Source organism: Methylomonas sp. Kb3, from assembly GCF_002834115.1.
Lineage (GTDB): Bacteria > Pseudomonadota > Gammaproteobacteria > Methylococcales > Methylomonadaceae > Methylomonas > Methylomonas defluvii.
On sequence record NZ_PIZT01000067.1, the window covers coordinates 127251 to 151133 of the forward strand.

General features: G+C 53.9%; 29 protein-coding genes. 6 read left to right on the top strand and 23 right to left on the bottom strand.

All coding sequences use genetic code 11. The annotated features are described in order from the left end of the window. Positions 1-103: 103 nt before the first annotated feature. Positions 104-1342, bottom strand: coding sequence for an HD domain-containing phosphohydrolase (locus tag CWO84_RS17720; RefSeq protein ID WP_033159129.1), 1239 nt, complete (start codon positions 1340-1342; stop codon positions 104-106). Positions 1343-1694: 352 nt separating this feature from the next. On the opposite strand from CWO84_RS17720, the gene CWO84_RS17725 reads away from it, so the two are divergent. From CWO84_RS17725 to CWO84_RS17735, 3 genes are all read left to right on the top strand, one after another. Then, entirely contained in the window at positions 1695-2345 is a 651-nt protein-coding gene (locus tag CWO84_RS17725) for a PEP-CTERM sorting domain-containing protein (RefSeq protein WP_033159128.1), read from the top strand. Positions 2346-2403: 58 nt separating this feature from the next. Continuing rightward, entirely contained in the window at positions 2404-3078 is a 675-nt protein-coding gene (locus CWO84_RS17730) for a hypothetical protein (RefSeq protein WP_033159127.1), read from the top strand. A gap of 190 nt (positions 3079-3268) precedes the next feature. Then, positions 3269-6367 (top strand): efflux RND transporter permease subunit, encoded by a 3099-nt coding sequence (locus CWO84_RS17735; protein ID WP_101054254.1) that lies wholly within the window; start codon positions 3269-3271, stop codon positions 6365-6367. Between the two features lie 92 nt (positions 6368-6459). Here CWO84_RS17735 and CWO84_RS17740 read toward each other — a convergent pair whose 3' ends face one another. From CWO84_RS17740 to CWO84_RS17765, 6 genes are all read right to left on the bottom strand, one after another. Continuing rightward, a complete protein-coding gene (locus CWO84_RS17740) occupies positions 6460-7239 on the bottom strand; it encodes a hypothetical protein (protein ID WP_101054257.1) in 780 nt (259 codons plus the stop codon). Positions 7240-7470: 231 nt separating this feature from the next. Then, a complete protein-coding gene (hypF, locus tag CWO84_RS17745; protein ID WP_101054260.1) occupies positions 7471-9882 on the bottom strand; it encodes a carbamoyltransferase HypF in 2412 nt (803 codons plus the stop codon). Then, a complete protein-coding gene (hypE, locus tag CWO84_RS17750) occupies positions 9882-10919 on the bottom strand; it encodes a hydrogenase expression/formation protein HypE (RefSeq protein ID WP_101054263.1) in 1038 nt (345 codons plus the stop codon). Before hypE ends, hypF begins: the two co-directional genes overlap by 1 nt. A gap of 92 nt (positions 10920-11011) precedes the next feature. Further along, positions 11012-11551: a hypothetical protein gene (locus tag CWO84_RS17755; protein WP_133120717.1), complete on the bottom strand. Its 540-nt coding sequence runs from the start codon at positions 11549-11551 to the stop codon at positions 11012-11014. Between the two features lie 146 nt (positions 11552-11697). Beyond that, entirely contained in the window at positions 11698-11982 is a 285-nt protein-coding gene (locus CWO84_RS17760; protein WP_033159122.1) for an addiction module antidote protein, read from the bottom strand. 3 nt (positions 11983-11985) lie between these two features. Further along, positions 11986-12279 (bottom strand): type II toxin-antitoxin system RelE/ParE family toxin, encoded by a 294-nt coding sequence (locus CWO84_RS17765; protein ID WP_101054270.1) that lies wholly within the window; start codon positions 12277-12279, stop codon positions 11986-11988. Positions 12280-12487: 208 nt separating this feature from the next. On the opposite strand from CWO84_RS17765, the gene CWO84_RS17770 reads away from it, so the two are divergent. The 3 genes from CWO84_RS17770 (at position 12488) to CWO84_RS17780 (ending at position 13509) form a co-directional block, all read left to right on the top strand. After that, complete coding sequence (locus CWO84_RS17770; protein WP_101054273.1) at positions 12488-12742, top strand: prevent-host-death protein; 255 nt, start codon at positions 12488-12490, stop codon at positions 12740-12742. Next, positions 12742-13017 carry a plasmid stabilization protein gene (locus CWO84_RS17775; RefSeq protein ID WP_101054276.1) on the top strand — a complete coding sequence of 92 codons (276 nt, stop codon included), beginning with the start codon at positions 12742-12744 and terminating at the stop codon, positions 13015-13017. Before CWO84_RS17770 ends, CWO84_RS17775 begins: the two co-directional genes overlap by 1 nt. Positions 13018-13251: 234 nt before the next feature. Beyond that, positions 13252-13509, top strand: a complete 258-nt coding sequence (locus tag CWO84_RS17780) for a hypothetical protein (protein WP_101054279.1) — start codon at positions 13252-13254, stop codon at positions 13507-13509. Between the two features lie 64 nt (positions 13510-13573). Here the strand turns inward: CWO84_RS17780 and hypD are convergent, their stop codons facing one another. The 16 genes from hypD to CWO84_RS17870 form a co-directional block, all read right to left on the bottom strand. After that, positions 13574-14683 (bottom strand): hydrogenase formation protein HypD, encoded by a 1110-nt coding sequence (hypD, locus tag CWO84_RS17785; protein ID WP_101054282.1) that lies wholly within the window; start codon positions 14681-14683, stop codon positions 13574-13576. After that, positions 14680-14907, bottom strand: coding sequence for a HypC/HybG/HupF family hydrogenase formation chaperone (locus tag CWO84_RS17790; RefSeq protein ID WP_101054284.1), 228 nt, complete (start codon positions 14905-14907; stop codon positions 14680-14682). Before CWO84_RS17790 ends, hypD begins: the two co-directional genes overlap by 4 nt. Before the next feature lie 82 nt (positions 14908-14989). After that, positions 14990-15283 carry a type II toxin-antitoxin system RelE/ParE family toxin gene (locus CWO84_RS17795; protein WP_101054287.1) on the bottom strand — a complete coding sequence of 98 codons (294 nt, stop codon included), beginning with the start codon at positions 15281-15283 and terminating at the stop codon, positions 14990-14992. After that, the gene (locus tag CWO84_RS17800; RefSeq protein WP_101054291.1) at positions 15280-15492 is read right to left on the bottom strand and encodes an addiction module protein; all 213 of its coding nucleotides are present in this window, start codon (positions 15490-15492) and stop codon (positions 15280-15282) included. The genes CWO84_RS17795 and CWO84_RS17800 overlap by 4 nt, the downstream gene beginning before the upstream one ends. 56 nt (positions 15493-15548) lie before the next feature. Next, positions 15549-16373 (bottom strand): hydrogenase nickel incorporation protein HypB, encoded by an 825-nt coding sequence (gene hypB / locus CWO84_RS17805; protein ID WP_101054294.1) that lies wholly within the window; start codon positions 16371-16373, stop codon positions 15549-15551. Beyond that, the gene (gene hypA, locus CWO84_RS17810) at positions 16373-16714 is read right to left on the bottom strand and encodes a hydrogenase maturation nickel metallochaperone HypA (protein ID WP_101054297.1); all 342 of its coding nucleotides are present in this window, start codon (positions 16712-16714) and stop codon (positions 16373-16375) included. The genes hypB and hypA overlap by 1 nt, the downstream gene beginning before the upstream one ends. Positions 16715-16793: 79 nt before the next feature. Continuing rightward, positions 16794-17948 carry a nickel-dependent hydrogenase large subunit gene (locus CWO84_RS17815; protein ID WP_101054300.1) on the bottom strand — a complete coding sequence of 385 codons (1155 nt, stop codon included), beginning with the start codon at positions 17946-17948 and terminating at the stop codon, positions 16794-16796. Further along, positions 17949-18410, bottom strand: a complete 462-nt coding sequence (hybE, locus tag CWO84_RS17820) for a [NiFe]-hydrogenase assembly chaperone HybE (RefSeq protein ID WP_101054302.1) — start codon at positions 18408-18410, stop codon at positions 17949-17951. A gap of 2 nt (positions 18411-18412) precedes the next feature. Continuing rightward, complete coding sequence (locus tag CWO84_RS17825; RefSeq protein ID WP_033159110.1) at positions 18413-18634, bottom strand: rubredoxin; 222 nt, start codon at positions 18632-18634, stop codon at positions 18413-18415. Then, positions 18631-19479, bottom strand: a complete 849-nt coding sequence (locus CWO84_RS17830) for a hydrogenase expression/formation protein (RefSeq protein WP_033159109.1) — start codon at positions 19477-19479, stop codon at positions 18631-18633. Before CWO84_RS17830 ends, CWO84_RS17825 begins: the two co-directional genes overlap by 4 nt. Positions 19480-19952: 473 nt before the next feature. Further along, on the bottom strand, positions 19953-21170 hold the full coding sequence (locus CWO84_RS17840) for a hypothetical protein (RefSeq protein ID WP_201799004.1): 1218 nt from the start codon (positions 21168-21170) through the stop codon (positions 19953-19955). A 466-nt stretch (positions 21171-21636) separates the two neighbouring features. Beyond that, complete coding sequence (locus CWO84_RS17850; RefSeq protein WP_033157849.1) at positions 21637-21954, bottom strand: CcdB family protein; 318 nt, start codon at positions 21952-21954, stop codon at positions 21637-21639. A gap of 1 nt (position 21955) precedes the next feature. Further along, positions 21956-22195, bottom strand: coding sequence for a type II toxin-antitoxin system CcdA family antitoxin (locus tag CWO84_RS17855; protein WP_033157848.1), 240 nt, complete (start codon positions 22193-22195; stop codon positions 21956-21958). Positions 22196-22406: 211 nt separating this feature from the next. Continuing rightward, positions 22407-22823, bottom strand: a complete 417-nt coding sequence (locus CWO84_RS17860) for a hydrogenase (RefSeq protein WP_101054304.1) — start codon at positions 22821-22823, stop codon at positions 22407-22409. Further along, the gene (locus CWO84_RS17865; RefSeq protein WP_101054308.1) at positions 22820-23116 is read right to left on the bottom strand and encodes a HypC/HybG/HupF family hydrogenase formation chaperone; all 297 of its coding nucleotides are present in this window, start codon (positions 23114-23116) and stop codon (positions 22820-22822) included. Before CWO84_RS17865 ends, CWO84_RS17860 begins: the two co-directional genes overlap by 4 nt. Continuing rightward, entirely contained in the window at positions 23116-23802 is a 687-nt protein-coding gene (locus tag CWO84_RS17870) for a HyaD/HybD family hydrogenase maturation endopeptidase (RefSeq protein ID WP_101054310.1), read from the bottom strand. The genes CWO84_RS17865 and CWO84_RS17870 overlap by 1 nt, the downstream gene beginning before the upstream one ends. Positions 23803-23883 lie beyond the last annotated feature (81 nt).

Here is a 23883-nt window from a genome sequence, read left to right on the forward strand (position 1 = left end):
GGCCTAAAGATGCCTCCGGCTTTTGTGTTTTCGGCTTCGAGCGAATATTTTAAAAGGCCCAGGCCTGGATGTCGCGGACAAGCATAGCCCTTTGGCCGCCGGTTTAATCCATCGAGTAATTGCCTTGCGCCAATTCGTAATAAAAGTCCGCATTCTCGATCAACTTGGCAACCACCTCGCCATCCAAAACCCCTTCCGCCACGCGCTGCCTGAGGTGCTGGATAATGTCAGCCAGTAACATGCCCTCGCGATATGGGCGGGACTGGGCCAAAGCCTGAAAAATATCGGCCACACTGATAACCCTGCACTCCAACTCCAAAGACTTGCCGATGGTCTTGAACGGATATCCTTCGCCACGCAGATTTTCATGGTGCAAACCCGCCCATTGCGGAATTTTGGAGTCGGTAAACACCCGTTGCAAAATTCGGTAAGTATCGTAACTGTGACGCTGCATGCAGGCCCGCTCTTCGGCAGTTAAGCTGCCTGGTTTGTCTATGATGTCCTCGGAAACCCGCAATTTGCCGATGTCGTGCAATAAACCGGCAATTTCCACCTGTTCCAGATCGCAGCCGGTCACACCCAAATCCAATGCCAATTGTCTGGAGATCTGCGCAACCCGTTCAGAATGCTGCTCGGTGTACGGGCTTTTCGCATCCACCACTCGCGAAAACAGCCGCGCCATTTCCCGCAGCGAAGGATAAGTCAAGTCTACCGTCGGCAAATCACGCCCCAATTCGCGTAAATCCTCATCCAGATAATCCGGGTCCATCGCCAGCCAAAACGCCTGACTTTTCGCCAGTTCCGAAAATGCAGCCAACAGCTCAGGCGCAAACAGCGATCCCGAATAACTCAGTAAGCGCTCCACTATTTTGGGCGCGGCCACCAAAATTTGCTCGCTGGCCAAATACGGGGCTTGCAACACGTCAATCCGATCAGCCAGAAACAACAGATTCGCACGCAGCTTTATCCGGGGCACCAGCGGCAATTCAACCAATTGCTCCCAGCGCGTGTGATGATAGCGGATCTCCTCCGCCAGATAGGCCAGCGGCGGGCAGGCTTGCAAGTATTCCGCACCGCGTAAACAATGCGCCTCCGCACCGTCCCACTCCAGCGATTCGGTCAAATGCCTATGCTCGCGAACCTTTGCCACCCCGCAATCGTGCAGCATACCGGCGTATAGAATGCTTAATCTATCAACAGCCGACCAATCGAGCTTGCCGGCAATGTGCCAAGCCATCATCGCGACCCGCTTACCGTGCTTGACTTCGTCGATACCGACTAAATCCAGCGCACAACTCAGGGAGATAATGGAGCGGTGCAAATCGATATGTTGGCTATCCATGAGGCTGAACTCCAGATTGAAGGTGTTAGTACGATGCTATCGCACTTTGAAAGGATCGGCAAAGTATCGGAAACATTCCCACTCACTCACCAAGACCACAAGCAGCAACTGCGCTCATTATTAAATGCCACGCATGACAGCACCATGCCATCCTGCCAAATCTGTCGTAACCTCTGCCCCGGCTGTCAGCAGCTCAGCTGAAAAAGCGCTACCAAATCACATTTAAATAATTGATTGGATTAATCTAAATTAAGTTGGCATTACTAATGCTTAGTTAGAGTGACGCACTATGCAACCCAATGGCTTGCACGCGAATCACTTATCTCTCAGCCACTGACAAAAAGGAATCGACATGAATGCTGTAATGCCGAAAATGCCCTTATCCGGATTAATCCTGATTTTAGCCTTCTTCACTCAAGCCGCCGAGTCGGCAACAGTGATCGATAATTTTGCCACCCGTCAGTCCACTACAAACACAGTCAATGGCCCAGTTAATGTATCCGGATCTGATCTAAGCAATTTGCAACGAACCTTAAATTCCAGCCCCACCCCTAGCGGTACCACCAGAATTTTTGTAGAAGACGGCTTGTTAACGGTCGGTAACAGCAGCAATTCAGCCGGCACCGCTAGTATCTTTTACAACTTCGCTGCGGTCGATTTCACTACTTTCGCTAACGCGATATTGCTGACGACAGAATCTAGCGACGCCAGTTACCAAATTCAAATGATCGCCAACGGTACTTCGCTGCTAAGTTTTCAGAACTTGGCCAGCGTTGCAATCGGTTCACCCAGCACTATTAGATTTGATTTCTCACAATTTTCGAATCCTGCGGCTTTCAAGAACCTAAACAGTCTGGAGCTGAAATTACGAGGCACCCATGCCGCCTGGGACGCTGACTTCAGCCAGTTATCAACGGTCCCGGAACCTTCCGTCACCGCTTTATTGATCATAGGCGCTTTGGGCATTGTCGGCGGCAAACGCCAAAAACTAGTAGCGGTTTAACGCCTGCCGTCAAAATCTTCTGATTTCCAAACTTCAATTCTGCTCACGGATAACTCATATGAATGCTAAACATTTTCACAAAAACCTCGCGCCTTTGCTGCTAAGCCTGGGCTTAGTGCTATCCGGCCAAAGCCAAGCAGGCATACTGACGATTGATAATTTCAGCCATGCTCAAACCGCATTCGACGACGGCAGTAGCGCAGGCTCTACCAGCGATACAGTGTCTGCTCTTACCGGCACGGACCTGAGTAATGCCTCGAGGACCTTTATCGCTCAAGCCTCGGGAACCGCCTCAGCCAACACCACGGAAATCGTTTCCGGCGGCAACCAGCTGATCATATCGAATGATGGCCGTTCGGCCGGTGGCGCTTCCATTCTGTGGAATTTCGATCCGCTCGATTTAACCGCTCACGGCAACGCCATCCTGCTGGAGGTGTTGGCAATCGATCTGGGTGTCAACGTGGAAATGGTAGCCAACGGCAGCTCAAGTTCCGGTATCAAAACGTTTACCAGCAACAATAATTACTTGGTAAGTTTCAGCGACTTTACTAATCCTGCGGTATTTGCCAGCCTGCATAGTTTTCGCTTGAACTTCACCGGCCCGACAAAATGGGATGGACAGTTCAGACTATTAACCACCACAACCCCAGTTCCTGTGCCGACAGCCTTTGGCTTAATGGGTTCGGCATTATTGGGCTTCATCGCCTTGTCCCGCAAAAAATCGCTTTCCTGATTTTAAAAAATCTACAACGCTCACCTCCGCCACTAGCGCGGAGGCGATTTTTTAAGCACCATTCCGCTCGAAAATCACCACACAGCTTAGCCTTCTTTCTATCCGCATAGCCAGGAAAGCAGCGTATCAACATGGACCAATCCTGACCGACAAGGCACAATAGCCCGCTATTTCACCCCTTTCGTCGCTCATGCTTGCACTTCTGGTCCGTTTTTCCATTCGTTATTCCGGCATCGTCGTGGCCCTGGCGCTACTGCTGTTCGTTTACGGCGGTTACCGTCTGGCTAACGCCGGTCTGGATATTTTTCCGGAATTTTCGCCCAAACAAGTCATCATCCAGACCGAAGCCCCCGGCCTGGCTGCCGAGCAAGTGGAAGTGCTGGTGACTCAGCAAATCGAAAAAAGCGTTGGCGGCTTAATTGGGCTGCAAACCTTACGCTCGCAATCGATTCAAGGCCTCTCCATCGTCACCGCCACCTTCAACGAAACTAGCGACGTATACCGCAACCGGCAATTGATCAGCGAACGGCTAGACGGCCTTAGTCAGCAACTGCCGCCTGGCGTGGGAATGCCGATTGCCGTACCCTTATCTTCTTCGTCGGCAACAGTATTGACGATAGGCATCAGTTCGGACAGCAAGACCTTGATGGAACTGCGCGGCTTGGTGGATTGGAGCTTGGTGCCGCGCCTACTGGCGGTGCCGGGCGTGGCGGATGTGAACGTATTCGGCGGCGATATTCAGCAACTACAGGTGCAGTTACAACCGGCGGCCCTGCAACGCTTTAATCTCTCAATAGACGACATTGTCAACGCAGCAGCCGGGGCGGCGGAAATGAACGGCGCCGGTTTCATTGAAAACGCCAACCAGCGCTTTACGTTACAAATCAGCGGCCAGCCGGTCAATCCCGAGCAATTCAAGCAACTGATCGTTAAACGCCAGGACGGCATGAACGTGACCTTGGGCGATGTCGCGCAGATCGGTTATGGCGCCGAGCCGCCCATAGGCGCGGCGCAAATCATGGGTAAACCTGGCATCGTGATGATGGTGATTGGCCAGTACGGCGCCAATACCTTATCGGTGTCGCGGCAGGTCGAGGCCGTATTGGAAGAGTTTCAACCGATTTTCAAGCAGCAGGCCGTGGATTTCTACTCGCATTTATTCCGGCCGGCGGATTACATCGAAACCTCGGTGCATAACCTGTCCGGGCATTTACTGATCGGCGGTCTGTTCGTACTGGTAGTGCTATATGTGTTCTTGTTCAATCTGCGTAGCGCCTTCATCGCCGCTACAGCCATTCCGTTGTCGCTGCTGACCGCCGCGCTGGTACTGCTGGAATCTGGCGTCAATCTGAATATCATGGTGTTGGGCGGGCTGGCGATTGCGCTGGGCGAGGTGGTGGACGACGCCATTATAGACACCGAAAACATCTTTAGGCGCCTGCGCGAAAACCGCGTAAAAATCTTTCCGGATAGCGCGGAAACTGTAATTTATCAGGCTTCGCTGGAAGTTCGCAGTTCGGTGGTTTATGCCAGCTTCATCGTGGCTTTGGTGTTTGTGCCTCTGCTGACGCTGGACGGCGTCAGCGGCCGCTTGTTCGCTCCTCTGGGCGTGTCGTATATCCTGGCGATTTTGATGTCATTGTTGGTGGCGCTAACGCTGACACCGGCTCTATGCCATTTAATGTTTCGCAACAAGCTGCCGGACGATAGCGATCCACCCGTGTTGCGCCGGCTTAAACCACTGTATGCCAAGCAATTGCTCTGGGCTATCAGGCATTTCAAAACCGTGGCGATGCTAGGCGCGCTTGCCTGCTTGATCGGCGTTGCCGCCTTTCTGCGATTGGATCATAAATTCCTGCCGGAATTGCGCGAGGGCCATTTCATCGTCCACACCGCCAGCGTACCGGGTACTTCGTTGCAAGAATCCATCCGCGTCGGCAGTTTGCTCACCGAGCAAATCATGGCTATCGACGGTGTGGAATCGGTCTCGCAATGGGCCGGCCGTGCCGAACGCGGCGCCGACACTTATGGCAGCCACTACAGCGAATACGAAGTAAGGCTAAAACCATTATCCGGCGAAGAACAACAGCAGGTGCTGGACCACTTGCGCGATGTTTTGGAACAATTCCCCGGCATCAATTACGAAGCCAACACCTTTTTGACCGAACGGGTCGATGAAACTATTTCCGGCTACACCGCGCCGGTGGTGGTGAATATCTACGGCAACGATCTGGCCGAACTGGACCACAAGGCACAGCAACTCGCCGCACTGATCAACACCATCCCCGGCGCGGAAGACGTGCAATTGCGCTCACCGCCAGCCACGGCCTTACTGCAAGTCGAGTTGAACCTGGAGCAGTTAAAGTTTCGCGGCATCAGCCCGGCGCAAGTGATGACCGCCCTACAAACCGCTTACGAAGGCCGCATCGTCGGCAAGCATCTGCAAGGCAACCGGATTTTCAATGTGGCGGTAGCATTGGCCCCGGAATGGCGCAGCCAGCCGGATTATCTGGCGCAGTTGCCCTTGAAAAACAGCGAAGGCAAGCGGGTGCTGCTCGGCGAAGTGGCCGAAATTCGCCACGGCGAAGGCCGCTACAATATCCTGCATCAAGGTGCGCAACGCATCCAGACCGTCACTTGCAAGGTGGAAGACCGGGATATGGACGCATTCATGGCTGAACTGAAACAGCGGGTACAAAACGAGCTCAGCTGGCGCGACGGCAGTTACCCGGAGTTCATCGGCGCGGCGCTGGAACAAGCAAAGGCCCGTGAAACGTTGATCATCCACGCCCTGCTGGCCGGCGCCGGCGTGCTGATTTTCGTGTTCATCGCCTTGGGTAGCCTGCGGCACATGTTACTGACCTTGCTAAACCTGCCCTTTGCCCTATTGGGCGGCGTGGCGGCGGTAGTCATCACCGACGCCACGCTGTCGGTGGGTTCCTTCGTCGGCTTCATCACCTTGTTCGGGATCACTGTGCGCAATTGCATCATGCTGATTTCGCATTACCGGCATTTGATTGAGCTGGAAGGTCAGATCTGGTCGACGGAGACCTTGATTCGCGGCGCCCAGGAACGCCTGCCGGCCATCCTGATGACCGCACTGGTCACCGCACTAGCCATGCTGCCGATTGCGATAGGCAGCGATAATCCGGGCCGGGAAATCATGGGGCCAATGGCGGCCATCATCATTGGCGGCTTGGCTTCATCGACCATGCTGAACTTACTGCTGTTGCCAGCGATTTTGCAGCGTTATGGCCGGTTTGAGGTGGCGTTTGAGAAACAGGTTTGACAACGGCAGACAGGGTGAGACATTGGTCCCGCCCTGCCCGATCAACTAGGGAACCCGCCTTGCCGTTTGAACGATGGTTAAACCTAAGTCCGTTAGCGGCGCTTGCTTGGTCGCCGAGCCAGCAATCCCAGCAAACCGCTGCCAAATAACCAGGCGGCAGCTGGTATCGGCACTTGGCCGACGTCGCTCGGTTTATCGGATGCCGCGATCACAAAGTTATCCAGCGCCGCATAGCCGCCTTGCAACTCATCGATTTGCAATATCACGTTGCCGTTGGTGTTCCCTGTCGCGTCAAGCGCTATGATGTGGTTAGTCCAATCGAAAGTATTCTTCAGCGCCGTTGCCGTCCCGGTTACATCCGCGAAACTTAACAATGTCCCTCCAGTTACTCCGTTACCGCCGCCGGGATTGTCAAAAAGCGAGAAACGAAACACTGGCGCAACGCCTCCCGAAGCGACAAAAGGGCCACCCCATCTATCCAAATCTATCGAGGACACATCCATCTGAAAATTCAGATATTTGTGTGTTCCAATATTAAAGGACAGACCTAAAAGATCGTTCTGAGCGCTCGAAAGCATACTGATCGCATAGTTTCCCGCCCGCGCTTGCGGGTCGAGAAACCCGGCCCCCCAAGCCTGTGTGCCGCCAATTCGCAATGTTTCCACGGTAAAGGTTTGAGCGAACTGGAAACCGGCCGGCTGCCCACCATAAAGGGCGTTGATAGGATTAAAAATATTGACATCACCGCTATCGTTCACAAATGCGCCGGCATTGGGATTTTCGAAGTCTTGGGTATAAAGCGTGGTTGCGGCATAACCCTCGGAATAAGGGATACAAGCGAAAAACAGGCCTGACATTAATAGTTTTTTCATTCGTCCTCTTGCTTTCATAATTGCCTCGTTGAGTAAGATTTACTGACAATGTGTTTCAAAGTGATGAGTATTGCTGCCATTTTATGGAACTACCTGACGCTTTTGCGTTGAAACGGAAACAGCAAAACATTCTAACGCAAATCATCAACCGACATCGATCGCCAATTGTCTCCCACACAGATTAACTGGTAGACGACATGGTCCGCAATTCCCCCCTATCAACACTGCATATCATCCATGAACCGTCGCCGCGATCACCACCTGGCCCAAAGCCAATCCACCGTCGTTCATCGGATAGCGTTGCGGCGATAACACGGTTTTGCCGTGTTGGCGCAATTGCTCGCAGACCGATTCCAGCAACAAGCGGTTTTGAAACACGCCGCCGCTCAAGACAATACAATCTGCGCCGGTTTGACGACTCAATCGATTCAGCACTTCGACCGTCCCGGCAGTCAGGGTGTGATGTATACGGGCGGCTATGCGAGCCTTGCCGGTGCCGCGTGTCAGGTCGTCCAATACCGCTCGCCAGAAGTCTCGCCAACTTAATACCAGAAGGTCACCGTTCAGTTTCATAGACCAGGTCGCCGGGTAAGCCTGCTCCTCATTAAATACCGGCGTCGCCAACACTTCCATGGCAATCGCCGCTTGGCCTTCGAAATGCACTTGCTCGGGATGTAAGTCCAAAGCAGCGGCAAAGGCGTCGAACCAGCGCCCGCAGGAACTGCTGAGCGGCGAGTTGAGATTTTTCGCCAGCATCGTATCCAGCGTTGCCAAAGGCTTGCCGACCAACAGCCCCATGAAGTCCAAATCCGCGTAGTCACGCTGTAAAATCGGCCAATCGAAATAATGCCGCAGTTGCGCATAAGTATTCCGCCAGGGTTCGCGCATCGCCTGGGCACCACCGAGTAAGGCAATAGGCTGGAAATATCCAAGCCGCGTGTAACTCCGGTAATCGCCCAATAAAAATTCGCCACCCCATAATTCACCATCCTCACCCATGCCCAAACCATCGAAGATCGCCGCCAATACCGGCGGTGCGTTCAGATCAACACCATGTTCGGCCAGACAAGCCGCCAGATGGGCATGGTGGTGCTGGACGCCGACTAATTCGATGGATTCAGTGGCAGCCAAGGCCTGACCGTATTGGGTCGATAGATAGCCGGTGTGCTTATCGACTGCAATCTTTACCGGCCGAAAGTCGTTAAGCTTTTTGTACAAATCGATGGTGTGCCGGTAATTCAGTTGCACGGCGGCGTTTTCCAGATCGCCGATGTGCTGGCTGACCAGCGCTTGGCCGTTTTTCAGCAAACAAACACTGTTTTTCAACTCGGCGCCCATCGCCAGAATATTGCCGAATTCCGCAAAACCCGGAGGCAATACCAAAACCTCCGGACTATAGCCGCGCGCCCGACGCAGCATGCGCATGTTGCCATCCATCAAACGCACTACCGAATCGTCCAGGCGATTAACGATGTCACGGTCGTGCAGCAGCCAATAATCCGCGATGCCCGCTAATTTTTCCCGCGCCTCGGCGTTAGCTATGCATTGCGGCTCGTCGGAAATATTGCCCGAAGTCAACACGATGGGCGCCTGCAATTCTTGCATCAGCAAGCTATGCAAGGGCGTGTACGGCAGCATGAACCCCAGCTTGTCGTCGCCCGACGCAACGCCGCTCGCTAGATATTCGCCTTGCGCTGGTAACAGCACGATAGGCGCGGCGCGGTCCTCCAAGGCTGACAGTTCCCGAGAATTGATCAGCGCATAACGGCTTACCATCGCTGCATCCCGCGCCATCAACGCAAACGGCTTGGCGTAACGGCGCTTGCGTTGTCTGAGCTTGTCGACAGCCCCGGTATTACTCGCATCGCAAGCGAGGTGAAAACCACCCAGACCTTTGATGGCGAGGATGTAGCCTTGACGAATCAAGTCCGCGGCTTGGTGAATGACATCGTTCATCACGCCTGCGTTCATGATTCCCACGCTCCGCGTGGGAACCCCGTCTTGGACGCTCCGGCGTCCCGGACCGCGCGCCGGTTCCGGCTGCATTCCCACGCCGAGCGAGGGACCGATAGCCGCCTCCAACCAGAGCTGCGGCCCACAAACCGGACAGCAATTGGCCTGAGCATGGAAACGGCGATCGGCCGGGTCATCGTATTCGCGTTGGCATTCCGGGCACATCGCAAATACCGCCATACTGGTGTGGCAGCGGTCGTAAGGTACGCTGTGGACGATGGACAGGCGCGGCCCGCAGTGCGTGCAATTGGTGAACGGGTAGCGGTAGCGGCGGTTGCCGGGATCGGCTATGTCCGCCAAACAATCCGGGCAGGTGGCGGCGTCGGCGGCGATTGCTGTTTCGACGCGGCCGGATTGGCTGGCGACGATACGAAATTCGCTATCCGCCGCTTCCCCTGCTAAATCATTGATTTCCAAGGCATCCAAACGCGCCAGCGGCGGTAGCTGTTTGGGAATGGCTGCGGCGAAGCGTTCCAGGTCGGCCGCATTGCCATAGACATGAATCATCACGCCTTCGGCGTCGTTCCACACCGATCCCGCCAAACCAAACTCGCGCGCCAGATGCCAAATCGCCGGCCGAAAGCCGACTCCCTGCACCACGCCGCGCGCGCGGATGGCCTTGCCGGGCATCAGCAGATGCGCGGCAGTTGTTCGCCGACCGGCCAATCGACGATGCGTCGGCCGCCGAAAGCGGTAGTCATTTGCACGAAATGGTGCGGGTCGGCGATGACTTGGCCGATGATGGCCGCGTCGCGACCCAAGGGATGCTGGCGCATCGCCGCCAGCAAGGTCTCGGCGGCAGCGGCGTCGCAAATGCACACCAGTTTGCCTTCGTTGGCGACATACAGCGGATCGAGGCCGAGGATTTCGCAAGCCGCCTTGACCTGAGCTTTGACCGGAATCGCCGCCTCGTCGATGACCATGCCGACGCCGGACTGGCCGGCCAGTTCGGTCAAGGCCGTCGCCAAGCCGCCGCGGGTCGGGTCGCGCAGACAACGAAGCGCCGTCGGCGCTGCGGTCACCATGTCGGCTACCAAACCGTGCAGCGCCGCCGAGTCGGAGATGATGCTGGTTTCGAATTGCAGATTCTCGCGACTGGCCATGATGGCAACGCCGTGATCGCCGATGCTGCCGCTGAGCAAAATCGCGCATCCGGCTTCGGCGCGGTCACCGCTTATGTTCACCCCGTCCGGCACGATGCCGACGCCGGTAGTGGTAATGAACACCCCATCGCCCTTGCCGCGCTCCACCACCTTGGTGTCGCCGGTGACAATCGGCGTACCGGCGGCCTTGGCGGCAGCGGCCATGCTGATGACGATGCGTTCCAGGTCGGCCAACGGCAAGCCCTCTTCCAATATGAAGCCGGCGCTCAGATAAAGCGGTTTAGCGCCGGACATCGCCACGTCGTTGACCGTGCCGTGCACCGCCAGCGAACCGATGTCGCCGCCCGGAAAAAACAGCGGCGAAATCACGTGACCGTCGGTGCTGATCGCCAAGCGCCCGGCCGGCACATCGAACAAGGCCTGGTCGTTTTGCCGACGTAGCAAGTCGTTGTCGAAATGCTTAATGAACAGTTCGGCAATCAATTGCGCCATCGCCCGGCCGCCACCACCGTGGGTGAGATCGACTTGGCCGGATTTGAGGTTGAGTGAATGGAAGTAGGACATGGGTTTGAGTTTTTGAAGAGCTGACGGATGGATTGGTTGGGGACAAGGGGCAAATTATGGTTCGCTAGTCGGAACTAGGAGTTCTAGATCGTTTATTCAGTAGGGTAATCATACACAGCGCCATTTTCATAAAGAAAGAGATCAGAAAAATCGAAAAATTCTTTCCCTTTCTCGTCATATAGCCGTACCGTTCCTTCTGCCCGGTACCTGCCATTCTCAAACTCTTTAGGCTCAGAGTTGACTTCTGTTAACGGCCCCATTTGCCCGTAACGCAATGGCCACGCTAGATCTTGCTCCTCACTCGCCAGCTTGCCTCGATCTGTGTAACTTTTCTGCGACATACTCCAGTAAGGAATTGGATGCCCTAAATCTATCTTATAGATATAGATACCTACAAGCTCGGCACGCCTATATTTTTTACGGGCGGGAATATCGAAATATACTGCTCCATCGTTCCCCTTAAATACAACCATTTTTGTGACGCTTGGAAGAGCATCGCATGCTCCAAAGCACGCAAGACACCCTGAGAGCAGTCCGCTAAACGTAGTAAAGGCAACAATTAAGACTGTATGACGCAATAACCAACGGGCATTTCGTTGTAATTCCGTTTCTTTCGAATTATTCAAACTCATACCAAAACTCGCTGGGCCGTTGGATGTGCTGAGCGAAAGCGAAGCGCATCAATCGCGAACGATGCGCATCACGTTGTTCGGCACGTCGTACTATTTGGCTAATCCTTGCATCAAGCCATTCCCTGCCCAGGTTGCGGACGGGCAGCTCAAACCGGCTCGGCATGTAACTTAACGCCTAATGCCCGGATAACCTTCAACACCGTGTCGAAGCGCGGTTTTGCACCGGGGGCCAACGCTTTGTACAAACTTTCGCGGCCCAGACCGGATTCCTTGGCGATCATGGCCATGCCTTTGGCTTTGGCGATATAGCCCAAGGCTCTTATAAGTTCGTCGCTATCGCCTTCTTCCAGCACTTGGTTAAGGTATTCGCTGACTGCTTCGTCGCTATCCAATAGCGTGATCATGTCGAAGGGCAGTAGTTGTTCACTCATGTTTCAAACCTCTTTAGCCAGTTTAATCGCGCGTTGAATATCAGACTGTTGGGTGGACTTATCGCCGCCCACCAACAAAATTATCATCATGCCGCCACGTATTGTGTAATAAACGCGGTAACCCGCTCCGAGATCGATCCGCATCTCGGAAACACCCTCGCCCACCGCTTTGGTGTCGCCAAGATTGCCAGCCTGCGCCCGGTCAATACGGCGGTAGATTGCAGTTTTGGCACGCAGGTCTTTTAAAGACGCCAGCCATTTTGCAAACGATTCCGTTTGCTGCACAAAATAATTCATGGGCCAATTGTATCCATTTAGATACACGCATTCAACCGCAACTCAAGCACGTTTGAAACATACCCAAAAGGCCCTTCCATGACCAATGGTGTACAGGCAGTAGATGCTGAGCGACATATAGCCCTGATTTTTTGAGTATAAAAGATCGCTTGATAAATCACACGATTAAGCACACCATTAGCGCCTAACTTAACTGCCGGGAATGCCGATGTCGCACATTAGCGCCAACGATTTAAAAACCAAAGGTATCGCTGCTATCGAGGCGGCGCTGGCCGAGGCACCGGAAGCGGTGGTGTCGGTACGCGGCAAGGAGCGTTTTGTGGTGATGGACATCGCCCATTACCACTATTTGCGCGAATGCGAACTGGATGCAGCGTTGGCGCAAACCCGCGCGGATTTGGCGGCCGGCCGCTTCACGCAGGAGTCGCCGGAAGCGCATTTGGCGCGGCTGGACACGCTGTAATGGCGTATGCCTTGGTTTTTACCGAGCAATACAACCAAAAAGCCGCACGCTTTATCAAACGCCATCCGGCACTCCGGCAACCGTATTTAAAGGCCTTACAGTTACTGGAAGCCAATCCGTTTCACCCGTCGCTCCGTTTGCATCCACTGCAAGGCAAGTTGGCTGGACTGCATTCGGTTTCCATCAATTTGTCTTACCGCATTACATTGGAATTATTGATCGAAGACGGCCGGATCATTCCCATCAATATTGGCGATCACGACGCGGTTTACTGAGCGCAAGCGCGGCCCAGCACTTCCTAAAATAGTTATTTAATCTCCGTCGGCTTGAGCATACTCGCCCCTCCCCTGCAACACTGCTTATCTCCTGTCCCAAATCCTCGGGCGATTGCTTGGAACTTCCGGCTATGGTAGAAAACCCATGCCGATGCCTAAAATCATCCGCACCAGCGGTTTGGACGCTTGTCCGGACCGTAGTCTAAAAATAATAATTAACACGAGGTAACGTTCATGAAAACAAATCTACTCGCTTTATTGACACTGGCAGCTGTTGCCATCACGCCTTCACTGGCCAGCGCCGATGCGGCGGCTACTTGCAAAGGTTGCCATAACGGCTCGGTCGCACCGGCCGTGGATGCCTTGAAAGCTAAATTCAAAACCGCCGACGAGTTGGTTGCCGGCGCTAAAGCGTCGACAAACCCCATGATGAAACCGATGCAAGGCGACGAAGCCAAACTGAAAGCGGCTGCAGCGGAAATCTATAAATAAGCCGCATCGCCTCGCCCGCTAAACAAGGGCCACCCAAGCGGGCGTTACACGGCGCCCGCTTTTTCTAACTTTGCCGCAGTCGCCCATAACTCCAGTAGGCCGCGCAAGCCCCTTCCGACGATACCATGCACGAGCCCATCGGGTTTTCCGGAGTGCAGACCGTACCCAGCAATTTGCAATCCTGCGGCTTTTTCGCGCCGCGCAGGATGGCTGGACATTCGCAGCCTTTGACATCGCCGGCTTGGATGGCTGGCATATCGAAGCGCTGTTCAGCGTCGAACTCGGCGTAATGAGCTTTTAATTTCAATGCACTGTGCGGGATCAACCCCAAACCGCGCCATTCGAAGTGCGTCCGTAACTCGAATATCTCGGCCATCAAAGCCTGGGCTTTGATGTTGCCGTCGCGGGTCACCGCACGGCTGTATTCGTTTTCCACTGTATGCTGACCGGCATTGATTTGGCGGATCAACATTAAGGCCGATTGCATCACGTCCAATGGTTCGAAACCGGCGATAACGATGGGCTTGGCGTAGTGTTCGGCAAAGGTTTCGTAGGGCTTGCTGCCGATCACGCTGCTGACGTGCGACGGGCCGAGAAAGGCGTCGATTTGTACCGGCTCCGGCGCATCCAAAATGGCTTGCATCGCGGCCGGCGTCAGCACATGGTTACAAAACACTGAGAAATTAGTCAGTCCTTCGGCCTGTGCCTGTTTAATGGCAACGGCAGTCGGCGGCGTAGTGGTCTCAAAACCAATCGCAAAAAACACCACTTGCCGGTCCGGGTTATCCCGGGCGATTTTCAAGGCGTCTTGGGTGGAATAAACCATGCGAATATCGCCGCCGGCCGCCTTGGCTTTGAGCAGACTTTGTCTGCCGCCGCCCGGCACCCGCATCAGATCGGCATAAGTGCAGAGGATTACGTTGTGCTGTTCGACCAATTGAATCGCGTTGTCGATGCGTCCCGTTGGCAACACACACACCGGACACCCGGGGCCGTGGATGAATTCGACATTGCCCGGCATTAAATCCTGCACGCCGTAACGGAAAATCGCGTGGGTATGGCCGCCGCAGAACTCCATTAACCGGTAATGGCGGTCCGGATTGACGGTTTGCGCAATGCTGTTAGCCAATTGTTTGGCCAAATCCTGCTGCCGAAATTCGTCTATGTATTTCATGACGCCGTCAAACCGGCTTCCGCAAACAAGGCCAGGGTTTTTAAGGCCTCGTCCTCGTCGATTTTATTCAGCGCATAACCGACGTGGACCAGCACATAGTCGCCGACTTTCACATCATCGACCAAGGCCAGCGACACTTCCACTTTGACACCATCCACCGAGGCCGTCGCCATCTGTGTTGAAAAATCAATGTCAGTAATTTGGGCAGGGAGGGCTAGGCACATAAGCTGATTGTTGATGTTGTAGATTAATTCGGCGCTTGCTTTCGCATCACTTTTTGCATGCGGGCTTCAGGTTGAGACCTTATCACCCAATTCTTTCCATCCAATAATCAGGTTTTCGATGCAAATGCGCTACGGCAATTACGATAACTTTGCCTTCATCAAGGCCGTACAAAACACCATACGGAAAACGTTTTATCAGGCAGCGTCTTATCTCATTGCCAATCAACGTATAGGATTTTGGATACGCGGTAATTCGCCTAATCGCAGCATCGAACTCGTGTAAAAACTGTAAACCTAGATTATTTTGCTGTATTTCATACCATTCAAAGGCCTGATCGAGCTCGGCTTGCGCGGCTTCGAGAAATTCAACCTTCATTTATATTTCTGCATAACCGCTTCATAACTGACTGATTTTAGCTTGCCATCTTTATAGCCTTGCCAACGTTTTTGCGCCTCGTCGCGCCAGACAGCATCGATTTCCGGATTCGGCGCATCCAGATCGGCAAGCAACATCTCTGCTAAACGCAATTTCTCCAATGGCATTAAGTGGCTGATTTGTTGGTAAATTTCTTGACTAGTCGGCATATCCTTTCCTCGAAAATGAAGGTAAACGGTCAGAAAAAATCTTACCGCATAGTGATTTAAGCATACGCTATGCGCTGCAAAGCCATCTCAGCCCGCAGCCAGGTCAGCCAGTTGTCCATGCCTTCGCCAGTCTTGGCCGATAGCGACAATACCTTGATGCGTGGGTTGACCTGTTTCGCGTATTGAATGCATTGCGCGCTGTCGAAATCCAGATATGGCAGCAGATCGGTTTTGTTGAGAATCATCAAATCGGCGGCATGGAACATGTCCGGATATTTGATCGGCTTATCTTCGCCTTCAGTGACCGACAGGATCACCACCTTGTGCGCTTCGCCCAAGTCAAACGCCGACGGGCAGACCAGATTGCCGACGTTTTCGATAAACAACAAGCTGTGCTCGGGTAGATTCAGGCTTTCCAAACCATGCCCGACCCGGTGCGCGTCCAAATGACAGCCCTTACCGGTATTAATTTGCAAGGCCGGTACGCCGGTGGCGCGGATGCGGTCGGCATCGCGGGCGGTTTGTTGGTCGCCTTCGATCACCGCGATGCTCAATTCGTCTTTTAAACGCAGAATCGTTTCGGTCAACAGCGTGGTCTTGCCGGAGCCGGGACTGGACACCAAGTTCAAAGCCAGCATGCCGCGCGCGCTGAAATAGCGGCGGTTTTCCTCGGCATAGCGGTTATTTTTGGCCAGAATATCCTGCTCGATCTGCACCATCCGCGCTTGGGTTAAACCCGGCGCGTGCGAATGTTCCGCAGTGTGTTCGTGATGATGGTGTCCATGCTCGTGAGTGTGGTGGTGATCATGAACATGCTCGTGATCGTGTGGTTCGTCGTGCGAGTGAATATGGCCCTCGCCGCAGCCGCATACGCCGCACATTACTCTACCTCCAGTTCTTTAATTCGCATTTGATCGCCATCGACGATCTGTAATTGATGACTGCCGCAGTGCGGGCATTCGTCGTACAACTGTTGCACCAGCACCTCGCAGCCGCACGGCATGCACCAGGCCACGCCCGGTACTTGGATAATTTCCAGCCGAGCCTGTGCGGCCAGGGAGCCTTGCATCACCACTTCAAAACTAAACTGCATCGCCTCCGGCTCCACGCCGGACAAGGCACCAATCTCCAGCCACACGGTTTTGACCTTGGCAAACTGCTGGGCCTTGGCCTGCTGTTCGATAATCTGTAACACGCTCTCGCAGAGCGACATTTCGTGCATGATGATTGCTCGGTAAATATCAGCCGTAGGGCACGCAGCGCGTACCTGTCAAACTGTCGAATGGTACGCGGTGCGTCCCCTACTGTTTTTGCAATGTCACCCGATAGGCCACGCAAGGGTCCACCGCATGAATTAACCATTCCGCTTGCTGCCGCAAATCATCGGCATCGGCCGCCTGCAAAGCCATTAAACCCTGTGCCAAGACACCGTCCGGATGAAAATTCCATTCGGTCGGCGCGACGATGCGGTAATCGTACACCCGGCCCTGATGCAAGGCCAGACGATGAATCAATAAGCCGCGCGCCGCCGGCACTTGCGCCAAACCGACTCCGTCAGCGCCATACGCTTGCGACGTTTCAAGCGAAGCCGCCAGTCCCTGCGGGATTGCAGCCACTTCCAGTAACACCGCCACAAATCGCGGCAACAAACCGTTGCCGTAACGGCTACACAAATCCGCGAGCAAGGGCGAGGTTTGCCGACGACTCAACGGCGTCGACTCAAAACAACAGCCCTGCCACTGCGGCAAGCGGCAGAATGCCGAGCAATCGCTGTTTTGCATGTGTCTGTTCAACTCGGCTGGATCCAATGCCGGCAAACCCGCCACCAGGCTATGTCCCAACGCAGGCCAATGCCGCTGATACGAGACATTCAACAGACCGGCAGCCAAAGCCGGATTAGCGTTCAGCCAAGCGCCCAATTGCGCTTCATCGCTGATTGCCAAAAATCCGTGCAAACCGCCAGCGAAAATCGCTTGATCGATCAAGTCAGTCAATTCAGCCAGCAAACCCTGTAAGCGCACTTCGTCGATTTGCAAACGGCTGCTCAGCCTGAACGCCTCGCCCTCGCCGAACAAGCACGATTTGAACTGCCTATCCAGCTTCAACAACCCGGCAACGGCGGCTTTGTCCGCCGTCCGGCCCAACAAAACCGGCCAATCCAGCAATATCCGCCAGGCATGTTCGCGCACGGTTTCTAGTTGCAACAAACACTGCCTGGCGGTGTCGGCCTCCGGCTCGGCAGCCAATCCCAACGCGGCACGGCAAGCCAATAACGCGGCATAAGCCTGGGCAGTGCCGCACAAGGAAAACAGCAGCGGCACGGTGTCCAACACCTGCTCCGGTGTTTTGCCGACCAACACCCGCGCCGCTTCGGGCCGGGTCGAGCCTATCTTCACCGCTTCGACCTGCCCGGCGCGATGCGTCAGTTCGATAGCAATCTCGCCCGCCGGCGTCACTTAAGGTCTTACCAAATTGCCGCGCAACAAATCGCGGCGGCTGATGGCTCGCGGCGCGGGAACGGCTAGCAAAGCTTGCAAAGCACTTTCCGCCGCCGTTACAGCCGCCGCTTGGTCGGCAAATTGAAATATCGGTGAAAACAGCGAACATTGCGCATACCGACCCAATTGCCATTCGTCGGCGACGACGAACTCAAAACTGCCATAGGGAAAAGTCTGGTCAAACTTGCTTCCTGGCGCTTGCGTCGGCCATTGGCTATCCGCGCTTGGCAGGAGCAACAGGTTCATAAACCAAGGCGTAATCAACATCCCCACCCAATCGGCGTGGTAGCGGTCAAAACCCAGCGCCCGCACCGCCAATACCGGATTCAGCACCGGCATGTCGCGCATCCGTTGGGCCAGGATGTCGTTAAACACCGCTTCCAGCGTTTGCCGAATCTGCTCACTGTCCTGGCAGTGCATGCTTAGTCGTCCAGCACCAAAAAACCTTGTTTGGGCGCGCCGCATTGCGGGCAAGTCCAATGGTCAGGCAAATCGGCAAAGGCCGTGCCGGGCGGCACTTGCCAGATGGCGTCGCCTTCGGCCGGATCGTAAACATGCCAGCAAATCTTGCATTCCAGCTTGGCCTCCGCCGGCAAGCGCGAGGCATCGCCGCCATAAGCCCCGGCGAAAAAGCCTTCGTTCACAAATACACCTGCAAAATTTCCTGCAAACGCTGGTGGCTGTCGGCGATGTCTTCCGCCGACGCGCAAGCTACGTTCGGCACCTCGCTGACTTCCAGGGTATTCAGGATTAACGTGTCTTGCGAATTAAAATACCGCACCCACCAGACATTGCGGGTGGCGGTAGCGTCGATCCGGCAGTTACCGTAACCGCGCGACAAAATCGTCACCGCACCTTTCCCCAGACGCTGTTCCAGTAAGGTCAAATCCTGCTCGGTTTGTGGCAGCAAACTCAGGTTGATGATATGCGCTTCGGCACCGGGTTGATACTCGGCGATTTTGGCATTCAACTCCGCCAGCAGCGGCGGCGCGTTCATCACGCCGTCCGGTAAGGCGCTCATGTCGGCGTCGATGTGTTTAGCTGCATCGGCGAATGCGGTTTGCAAGATGTCTTGAGGGATGATGCCGACTTCCAAGGTGTCAGTAACGATCTGTTTTTGCCCATCCAGACGCTGCGAACGCCAGACGCCGGCCAGCACCGATTCCTGAATCCGCAGGATTTGCGCGCCGTTACACAGCATGCTGACTTCGCCTTCGCCGAGCAGTTCGTCGACGAACTGGCGATTGGTTTGGTCTAGGCTTATCAAGTCTATGGTTTGGCTGTTTGCCGGGTACGCGGCTAAATCCTGTTCCAGTTGCTGCAAGGCGGTTTTGGCCTGCGCCAGATCGGCCGCATTCAAGTCCACCGAAATCGTCGGCATCCGATAGGTCGTCATTTCTTCCGGCATCGCCAGATAGTCGAGTTCGACGCCGTCTTCCTCGGCGGGTTGGCTGCCTTGGCCGAAAATTGGGAGGGATATGCTGGTCATATTTCGGTGGTTTGTTGAATTAAGTTGTAAGCTGGATAAACGAAGTGCATCCGGCATTGGGTTGTTGGGTTATTTGGTGTCGCTATCGCGGTTTATTTGAAGTCGGGTCTCGGCCCGACAGCCGAAATACTTTCTTTTGCGTGGCCAAAAGAAAGTATTCAAAGAAAAGGCCACCCGATATTCCGCCTTAATCCTGCGCTTTACGAAAACCATCCATGGTTTTCGCCCTTCGGGCCAGCCTATCGGCTGTTCAAATTTGCTCCAGGCAAATTTGTCGCTTTTGGCAAGGGTTTTCGGAAGGGCCATCCCTGGCCCTCCGAAAACGAGCGGCATCCCTGCCGCTCCCCTATCGGGCTAATCTCACCAAAAGCTGCGATGCTCGGGGCTGAATAACGGGACCAAAACCATCCCTACACTCAAAGAAAGTCCTGAAAATCTTAAGATAATGAGTAAAACGCCCTACCCTAAAGTGGCTAACTTGAACCTTTTGACCACTGTGCATTTTTAAAATAGCCTAAGTCACTCTGAATTTTGATCACATCTACTTCGTTTTGTTCGGACCATTCAGGCATGAAGATATAGCCAAGATCAGAAGAGTATCCAACCTCCGAAGTTTCAGGCCTATCGGTTGCTATACCCACTACGGTTATGACATCAGGTAGCCTGCCTCTCACAACCAAACATCTGAGCGCTAATTCCCTAACTCTAAGTTCTCTATCGCTACTAGAGCCAGCTAAAAACACGAATGCCGTTCGGTCAAAGCCAAGTACTACCCTAGAGGCAATTTTCCGCTCAGACTCTTCGAGAAATTCAATCAGTGCTTCGGTTAGATTCGCGCGATGTCCTCGCGGTTGTAAAGCCATTGCAACCAAAGCCAGTTCGTTGCTTGTAACTGCCTTGCTATGCATATCGAACATCCCGTCCGTAAGAATGTCATTGGCATAGAATTCGATCAGGCTATCCCATCCATACGAACTGGCCAGATCGTTTTTTATTCTTTTAAAGTCATTCGATTTAGAGAATCCAGACCAAAGATCATCATGAAGAATCAACATGTCGGGCAAACTACCGCAATCACCAGTCACATTAAATGAACGTCCGTGAGATAAATAGAGGGCTAACAAATCTTCGATCCCCCCTCCCATAAATAAAGGTTTAGTTCCTCTGGAAACTAGCTCTTCACTCGCAGTAAGAAAATCAACAAAGTCAGTGACTGTATCGAGAATATCAAAAATAATTCCAACACTGTATTCGTCACAGATATGTATGAAACCATTGCCGAAATCACCCCATTTCAACGGCACTTCGCCTCGGCCACCTAGTGAAACAGATACCCGGTGATATTTGCGCTTTGATTTATGCGGCAGGGCAACTACTCTTCCATCGTGTCGAAGAACTTCATCAACTGTTTCAAGCCAACGTTCAGCCCCCCAGATCTGTGATGCAGATTTATCGATAGCGGCTTTAGTCCAGCGCTCCCATCCAACCTTGTCGCCGGTATTTCTATATTCATTTTCTTTAACCGAAATAATAATGATGTGCGGGCCGCACACAATCAAACAATCACAAAGTTCTTTTCCCTTCTTCCCTTTTGGATTTGGATGAGTCCAGAGCTTTAGAAAAGATTGAGCGCATATCTGGGTAACAAATTTTTCAGAAGGCGTCCGGCTGTGTGTCAATTGGTCGTTCATCGATAACTGTGTGCTAATCGGAGTAAAGCAGCGCGCAACCCAGCAATATAGGCCAAAGCTGGGTTTACACTGTCGTTCCAACCCAGCCTACCAAAAAACCTTTGCTACAAACAATAACCGCCGGAGTGGGCTGTTCCCGTTATGCCGCCCCGAGCATCGCAGCTTTTGGCGAGATCAGCCCGGTAGGGGAGCGGCAGGGATGCCGCTCGTTTTCGGAGGGCCAGGGATGGCCCTTCCGAAAACCCTTGCCAAAAGCGACAAATTTGCCTGGAGCAAATTTGAACAGCCGATAGGCTGGCCCGAAGGGCGAAAACCATGGATGGTTTTCGTAAAGCGCAGGATTAAGGCGGAATGTCGGGGGGCCTTTTCTTTGGATACTTTCTTTTGGCCAAGCAAAAGAAAGTATCTCGGCCGTCGGGCCGAGCCCCGACTTTAAAACAGCCGTCGCGATAGCGACACCTAAAACTCAAAACCCCTGAAACAAAAAATCCAACGCTGCCCCAATCTCAAACCGCTGCGCTTCCAACGACATAATCGGTGATTTCAAAATCCGAGCCGGAACAGCTGCCAATTTCGGCGTTTCCAACACACACTCAAGACCATCGACCACCACAATCGGGCTCAAATTAGTGGGTAACTTGACTGCCGGAAAGCGATCAAGCCGGCGCAGCGGTATGACGACTCGGCTGTCCAGAGAACTCAAGACATCGCTTTGCACATCTAGCAGATACGGTACGTCGTCAGACGTTGCACTGCTATTGCGGTAAACATCGAAACGCGCCATGTCAGAAAGACCGCCATTCGTCTAGCGGCAAACCGTCTTGCTCAATCGTTTGATTGTAGGCTGCGATAAACTCGGCATGCTCTTGCTGCCAACGCCTTTCTCTTTCGCCGCGCACTAACTCGCGCAGATGTCGGTCGCAGGCCTGCGAAATATTGATATTCAATGCCTTGGCCTCGGCCAGCACATCGGCAGACAAGGTGATATTGGTGGCTTTCTTTGAGGCGCTGTTCGTGACTGCCATGATGTTGTCTCCATGAATATGGCTTTAGCATGCGCATTGTACTCCAACATAAAGACTGTTGGAGTACTGCGCAATAGTGACACCAAATTGTTAAAGAGCCGGTGAGATTCCCTTCACCCTAGCGCTCTCCCAAGGGGAGAAGAAATCAGACCGCTGAATTACGCAACGCCTTAAAGCGCCGATAGCAAGCGACTTCAAAAACTAACTAAGCCTACCCAGCACCACAAACCTTACCCAGATCAAACCCCGGCGGCTGCCCCGGCTCGGAGGCCAAAATCCTGGCAAACTCCTGCCCGTATTCCGCCCAATCTTTGATCCCGGTAATCACGCCCAAATACTCGCCGCCGCGCAAAAACACCAAGGACGGCCAACTGGTAAATCTAAACCTAGCCTGTAACTCGCGTTCGATGGATTTATCGATCAGCGCACCGTGCAAGCGCCCGGCAAAGGCTTTTAACAACTCCGGCAAGATCACCGCGACGTCGTGGCTTTCCGGAAACATGACCGGGTGGTTGGCAAAGAACAGCACCACGGTGTCGTGGCCATAAATAAAGTTGTCGTAACTGTCGGCATCCAGCAGCGGCAGGCCATGGCGGATTTGCAGTTGTTCCAGCAAGGGCGTGCTCATGTTCTTAAAAACTCCGGCAGTTCGGGTTCGCGGTCGACCAGATCGGCGAATAAATGATCGAAGTTGGTTTCACCTTGCATGGCTAAACGCATCGCTTCCAAGGCATCGGCGATTTGCGCGGCGCGCTCTGCGGAGATGACTTCCCGCGCTGCATCCAAAAACACCAGCAACCAAGTGCCGGCGACTTGTTCGCCCACCAACATCATGTCAATCAGCGTGGTTTGGCCGCGATACTCGCAAAGTGCCGAATCGCCGCGCGGTTCTATGATTTGCATGGGGATGCCGATGCACATCAGTATTTGCCCCGATAATCGACATCGACTTGCAGACTGGGCAGGTCAGAAGCCGGCGGCAGCTTCACCTCAAAAGCCGCGGATAACACGATACGTTCGTCACCCAACCGACAGGCTTGTTCGGGCGACGGCCGTTCTTGTTCGTAGCGTTGGATATTCAAGATCGGGTCGGCCAATGCTTGCGGCGTGTCCGCACACTCAGCAACGACGCCGAACGTTTGCAGATAAGACAGAGCCATTTCAATAGCCGGTTGAATTTGCGCTTTAACGGCGGCCCGCAGGCTACCGCCGTAATCTTCCAACTCTTCCGGCTGCACGCCAATCAGCAGTAAATGCCGGGGATATTGACCGAGCATTTGCGCCAGGGCCAATACTTCCTGAAAACCGGTTTGATGCAGGCTCATTTTCTTGGCACCGAGGAAATTCGGCACCTCGTCATTTTCAACGCGCTTCATGGTTGCGGGAGGCAGACCATAATCCACCGCATCAAACACCACCAATACATCCGCCGCCTGGACATGCTCGATCAGGTATACACCTTGCGTACCACCATCCACCACTTGCACGTTATCCGGGAAACGGTAGTGCTTTTGCAGATGCTCGATGACGCGCACGCCGAAGCCTTCGTCGGCCCAAAGCAGGTTGCCGATGCCGAGTAACAGGATGTTGGCTGGAGTAGTTGCCATGGCTCGCTCAGACAAGCGTAGGGTGGGCACAATCAAGTGCCCACCGTTCTGTTCCGCGTGGGCACCAAAACCGTGCCCACC

Excerpts from the sequence above, each read along its gene's own strand:
- CWO84_RS17720 (WP_033159129.1), bottom strand. The coding sequence starts at position 1,342 with ATGGATAGCCAACATATCGATTTGCACCGCTCCATTATCTCCCTGAGT.
- CWO84_RS17725 (WP_033159128.1), top strand. The coding sequence starts at position 1,695 with ATGAATGCTGTAATGCCGAAAATGCCCTTATCCGGATTAATCCTGATT.
- CWO84_RS17730 (WP_033159127.1), top strand. The coding sequence starts at position 2,404 with ATGAATGCTAAACATTTTCACAAAAACCTCGCGCCTTTGCTGCTAAGC.
- CWO84_RS17735 (WP_101054254.1), top strand. The coding sequence starts at position 3,269 with ATGCTTGCACTTCTGGTCCGTTTTTCCATTCGTTATTCCGGCATCGTC.
- CWO84_RS17740 (WP_101054257.1), bottom strand. The coding sequence starts at position 7,239 with ATGAAAAAACTATTAATGTCAGGCCTGTTTTTCGCTTGTATCCCTTAT.
- hypF (WP_101054260.1), bottom strand. The coding sequence starts at position 9,882 with ATGCCCGGCAAGGCCATCCGCGCGCGCGGCGTGGTGCAGGGAGTCGGC.
- hypE (WP_101054263.1), bottom strand. The coding sequence starts at position 10,919 with ATGTCCTACTTCCATTCACTCAACCTCAAATCCGGCCAAGTCGATCTC.
- CWO84_RS17755 (WP_133120717.1), bottom strand. The coding sequence starts at position 11,551 with ATGAGTTTGAATAATTCGAAAGAAACGGAATTACAACGAAATGCCCGT.
- CWO84_RS17760 (WP_033159122.1), bottom strand. The coding sequence starts at position 11,982 with ATGAGTGAACAACTACTGCCCTTCGACATGATCACGCTATTGGATAGC.
- CWO84_RS17765 (WP_101054270.1), bottom strand. The coding sequence starts at position 12,279 with ATGAATTATTTTGTGCAGCAAACGGAATCGTTTGCAAAATGGCTGGCG.
- CWO84_RS17770 (WP_101054273.1), top strand. The coding sequence starts at position 12,488 with ATGTCGCACATTAGCGCCAACGATTTAAAAACCAAAGGTATCGCTGCT.
- CWO84_RS17775 (WP_101054276.1), top strand. The coding sequence starts at position 12,742 with ATGGCGTATGCCTTGGTTTTTACCGAGCAATACAACCAAAAAGCCGCA.
- CWO84_RS17780 (WP_101054279.1), top strand. The coding sequence starts at position 13,252 with ATGAAAACAAATCTACTCGCTTTATTGACACTGGCAGCTGTTGCCATC.
- hypD (WP_101054282.1), bottom strand. The coding sequence starts at position 14,683 with ATGAAATACATAGACGAATTTCGGCAGCAGGATTTGGCCAAACAATTG.
- CWO84_RS17790 (WP_101054284.1), bottom strand. The coding sequence starts at position 14,907 with ATGTGCCTAGCCCTCCCTGCCCAAATTACTGACATTGATTTTTCAACA.
- CWO84_RS17795 (WP_101054287.1), bottom strand. The coding sequence starts at position 15,283 with ATGAAGGTTGAATTTCTCGAAGCCGCGCAAGCCGAGCTCGATCAGGCC.
- CWO84_RS17800 (WP_101054291.1), bottom strand. The coding sequence starts at position 15,492 with ATGCCGACTAGTCAAGAAATTTACCAACAAATCAGCCACTTAATGCCA.
- hypB (WP_101054294.1), bottom strand. The coding sequence starts at position 16,373 with ATGTGCGGCGTATGCGGCTGCGGCGAGGGCCATATTCACTCGCACGAC.
- hypA (WP_101054297.1), bottom strand. The coding sequence starts at position 16,714 with ATGCACGAAATGTCGCTCTGCGAGAGCGTGTTACAGATTATCGAACAG.
- hybE (WP_101054302.1), bottom strand. The coding sequence starts at position 18,410 with ATGCACTGCCAGGACAGTGAGCAGATTCGGCAAACGCTGGAAGCGGTG.
- CWO84_RS17830 (WP_033159109.1), bottom strand. The coding sequence starts at position 19,479 with ATGACCAGCATATCCCTCCCAATTTTCGGCCAAGGCAGCCAACCCGCC.
- CWO84_RS17840 (WP_201799004.1), bottom strand. The coding sequence starts at position 21,170 with ATGAACGACCAATTGACACACAGCCGGACGCCTTCTGAAAAATTTGTT.
- CWO84_RS17850 (WP_033157849.1), bottom strand. The coding sequence starts at position 21,954 with ATGGCGCGTTTCGATGTTTACCGCAATAGCAGTGCAACGTCTGACGAC.
- CWO84_RS17855 (WP_033157848.1), bottom strand. The coding sequence starts at position 22,195 with ATGGCAGTCACGAACAGCGCCTCAAAGAAAGCCACCAATATCACCTTG.
- CWO84_RS17860 (WP_101054304.1), bottom strand. The coding sequence starts at position 22,823 with ATGAGCACGCCCTTGCTGGAACAACTGCAAATCCGCCATGGCCTGCCG.
- CWO84_RS17865 (WP_101054308.1), bottom strand. The coding sequence starts at position 23,116 with ATGTGCATCGGCATCCCCATGCAAATCATAGAACCGCGCGGCGATTCG.
- CWO84_RS17870 (WP_101054310.1), bottom strand. The coding sequence starts at position 23,802 with ATGGCAACTACTCCAGCCAACATCCTGTTACTCGGCATCGGCAACCTG.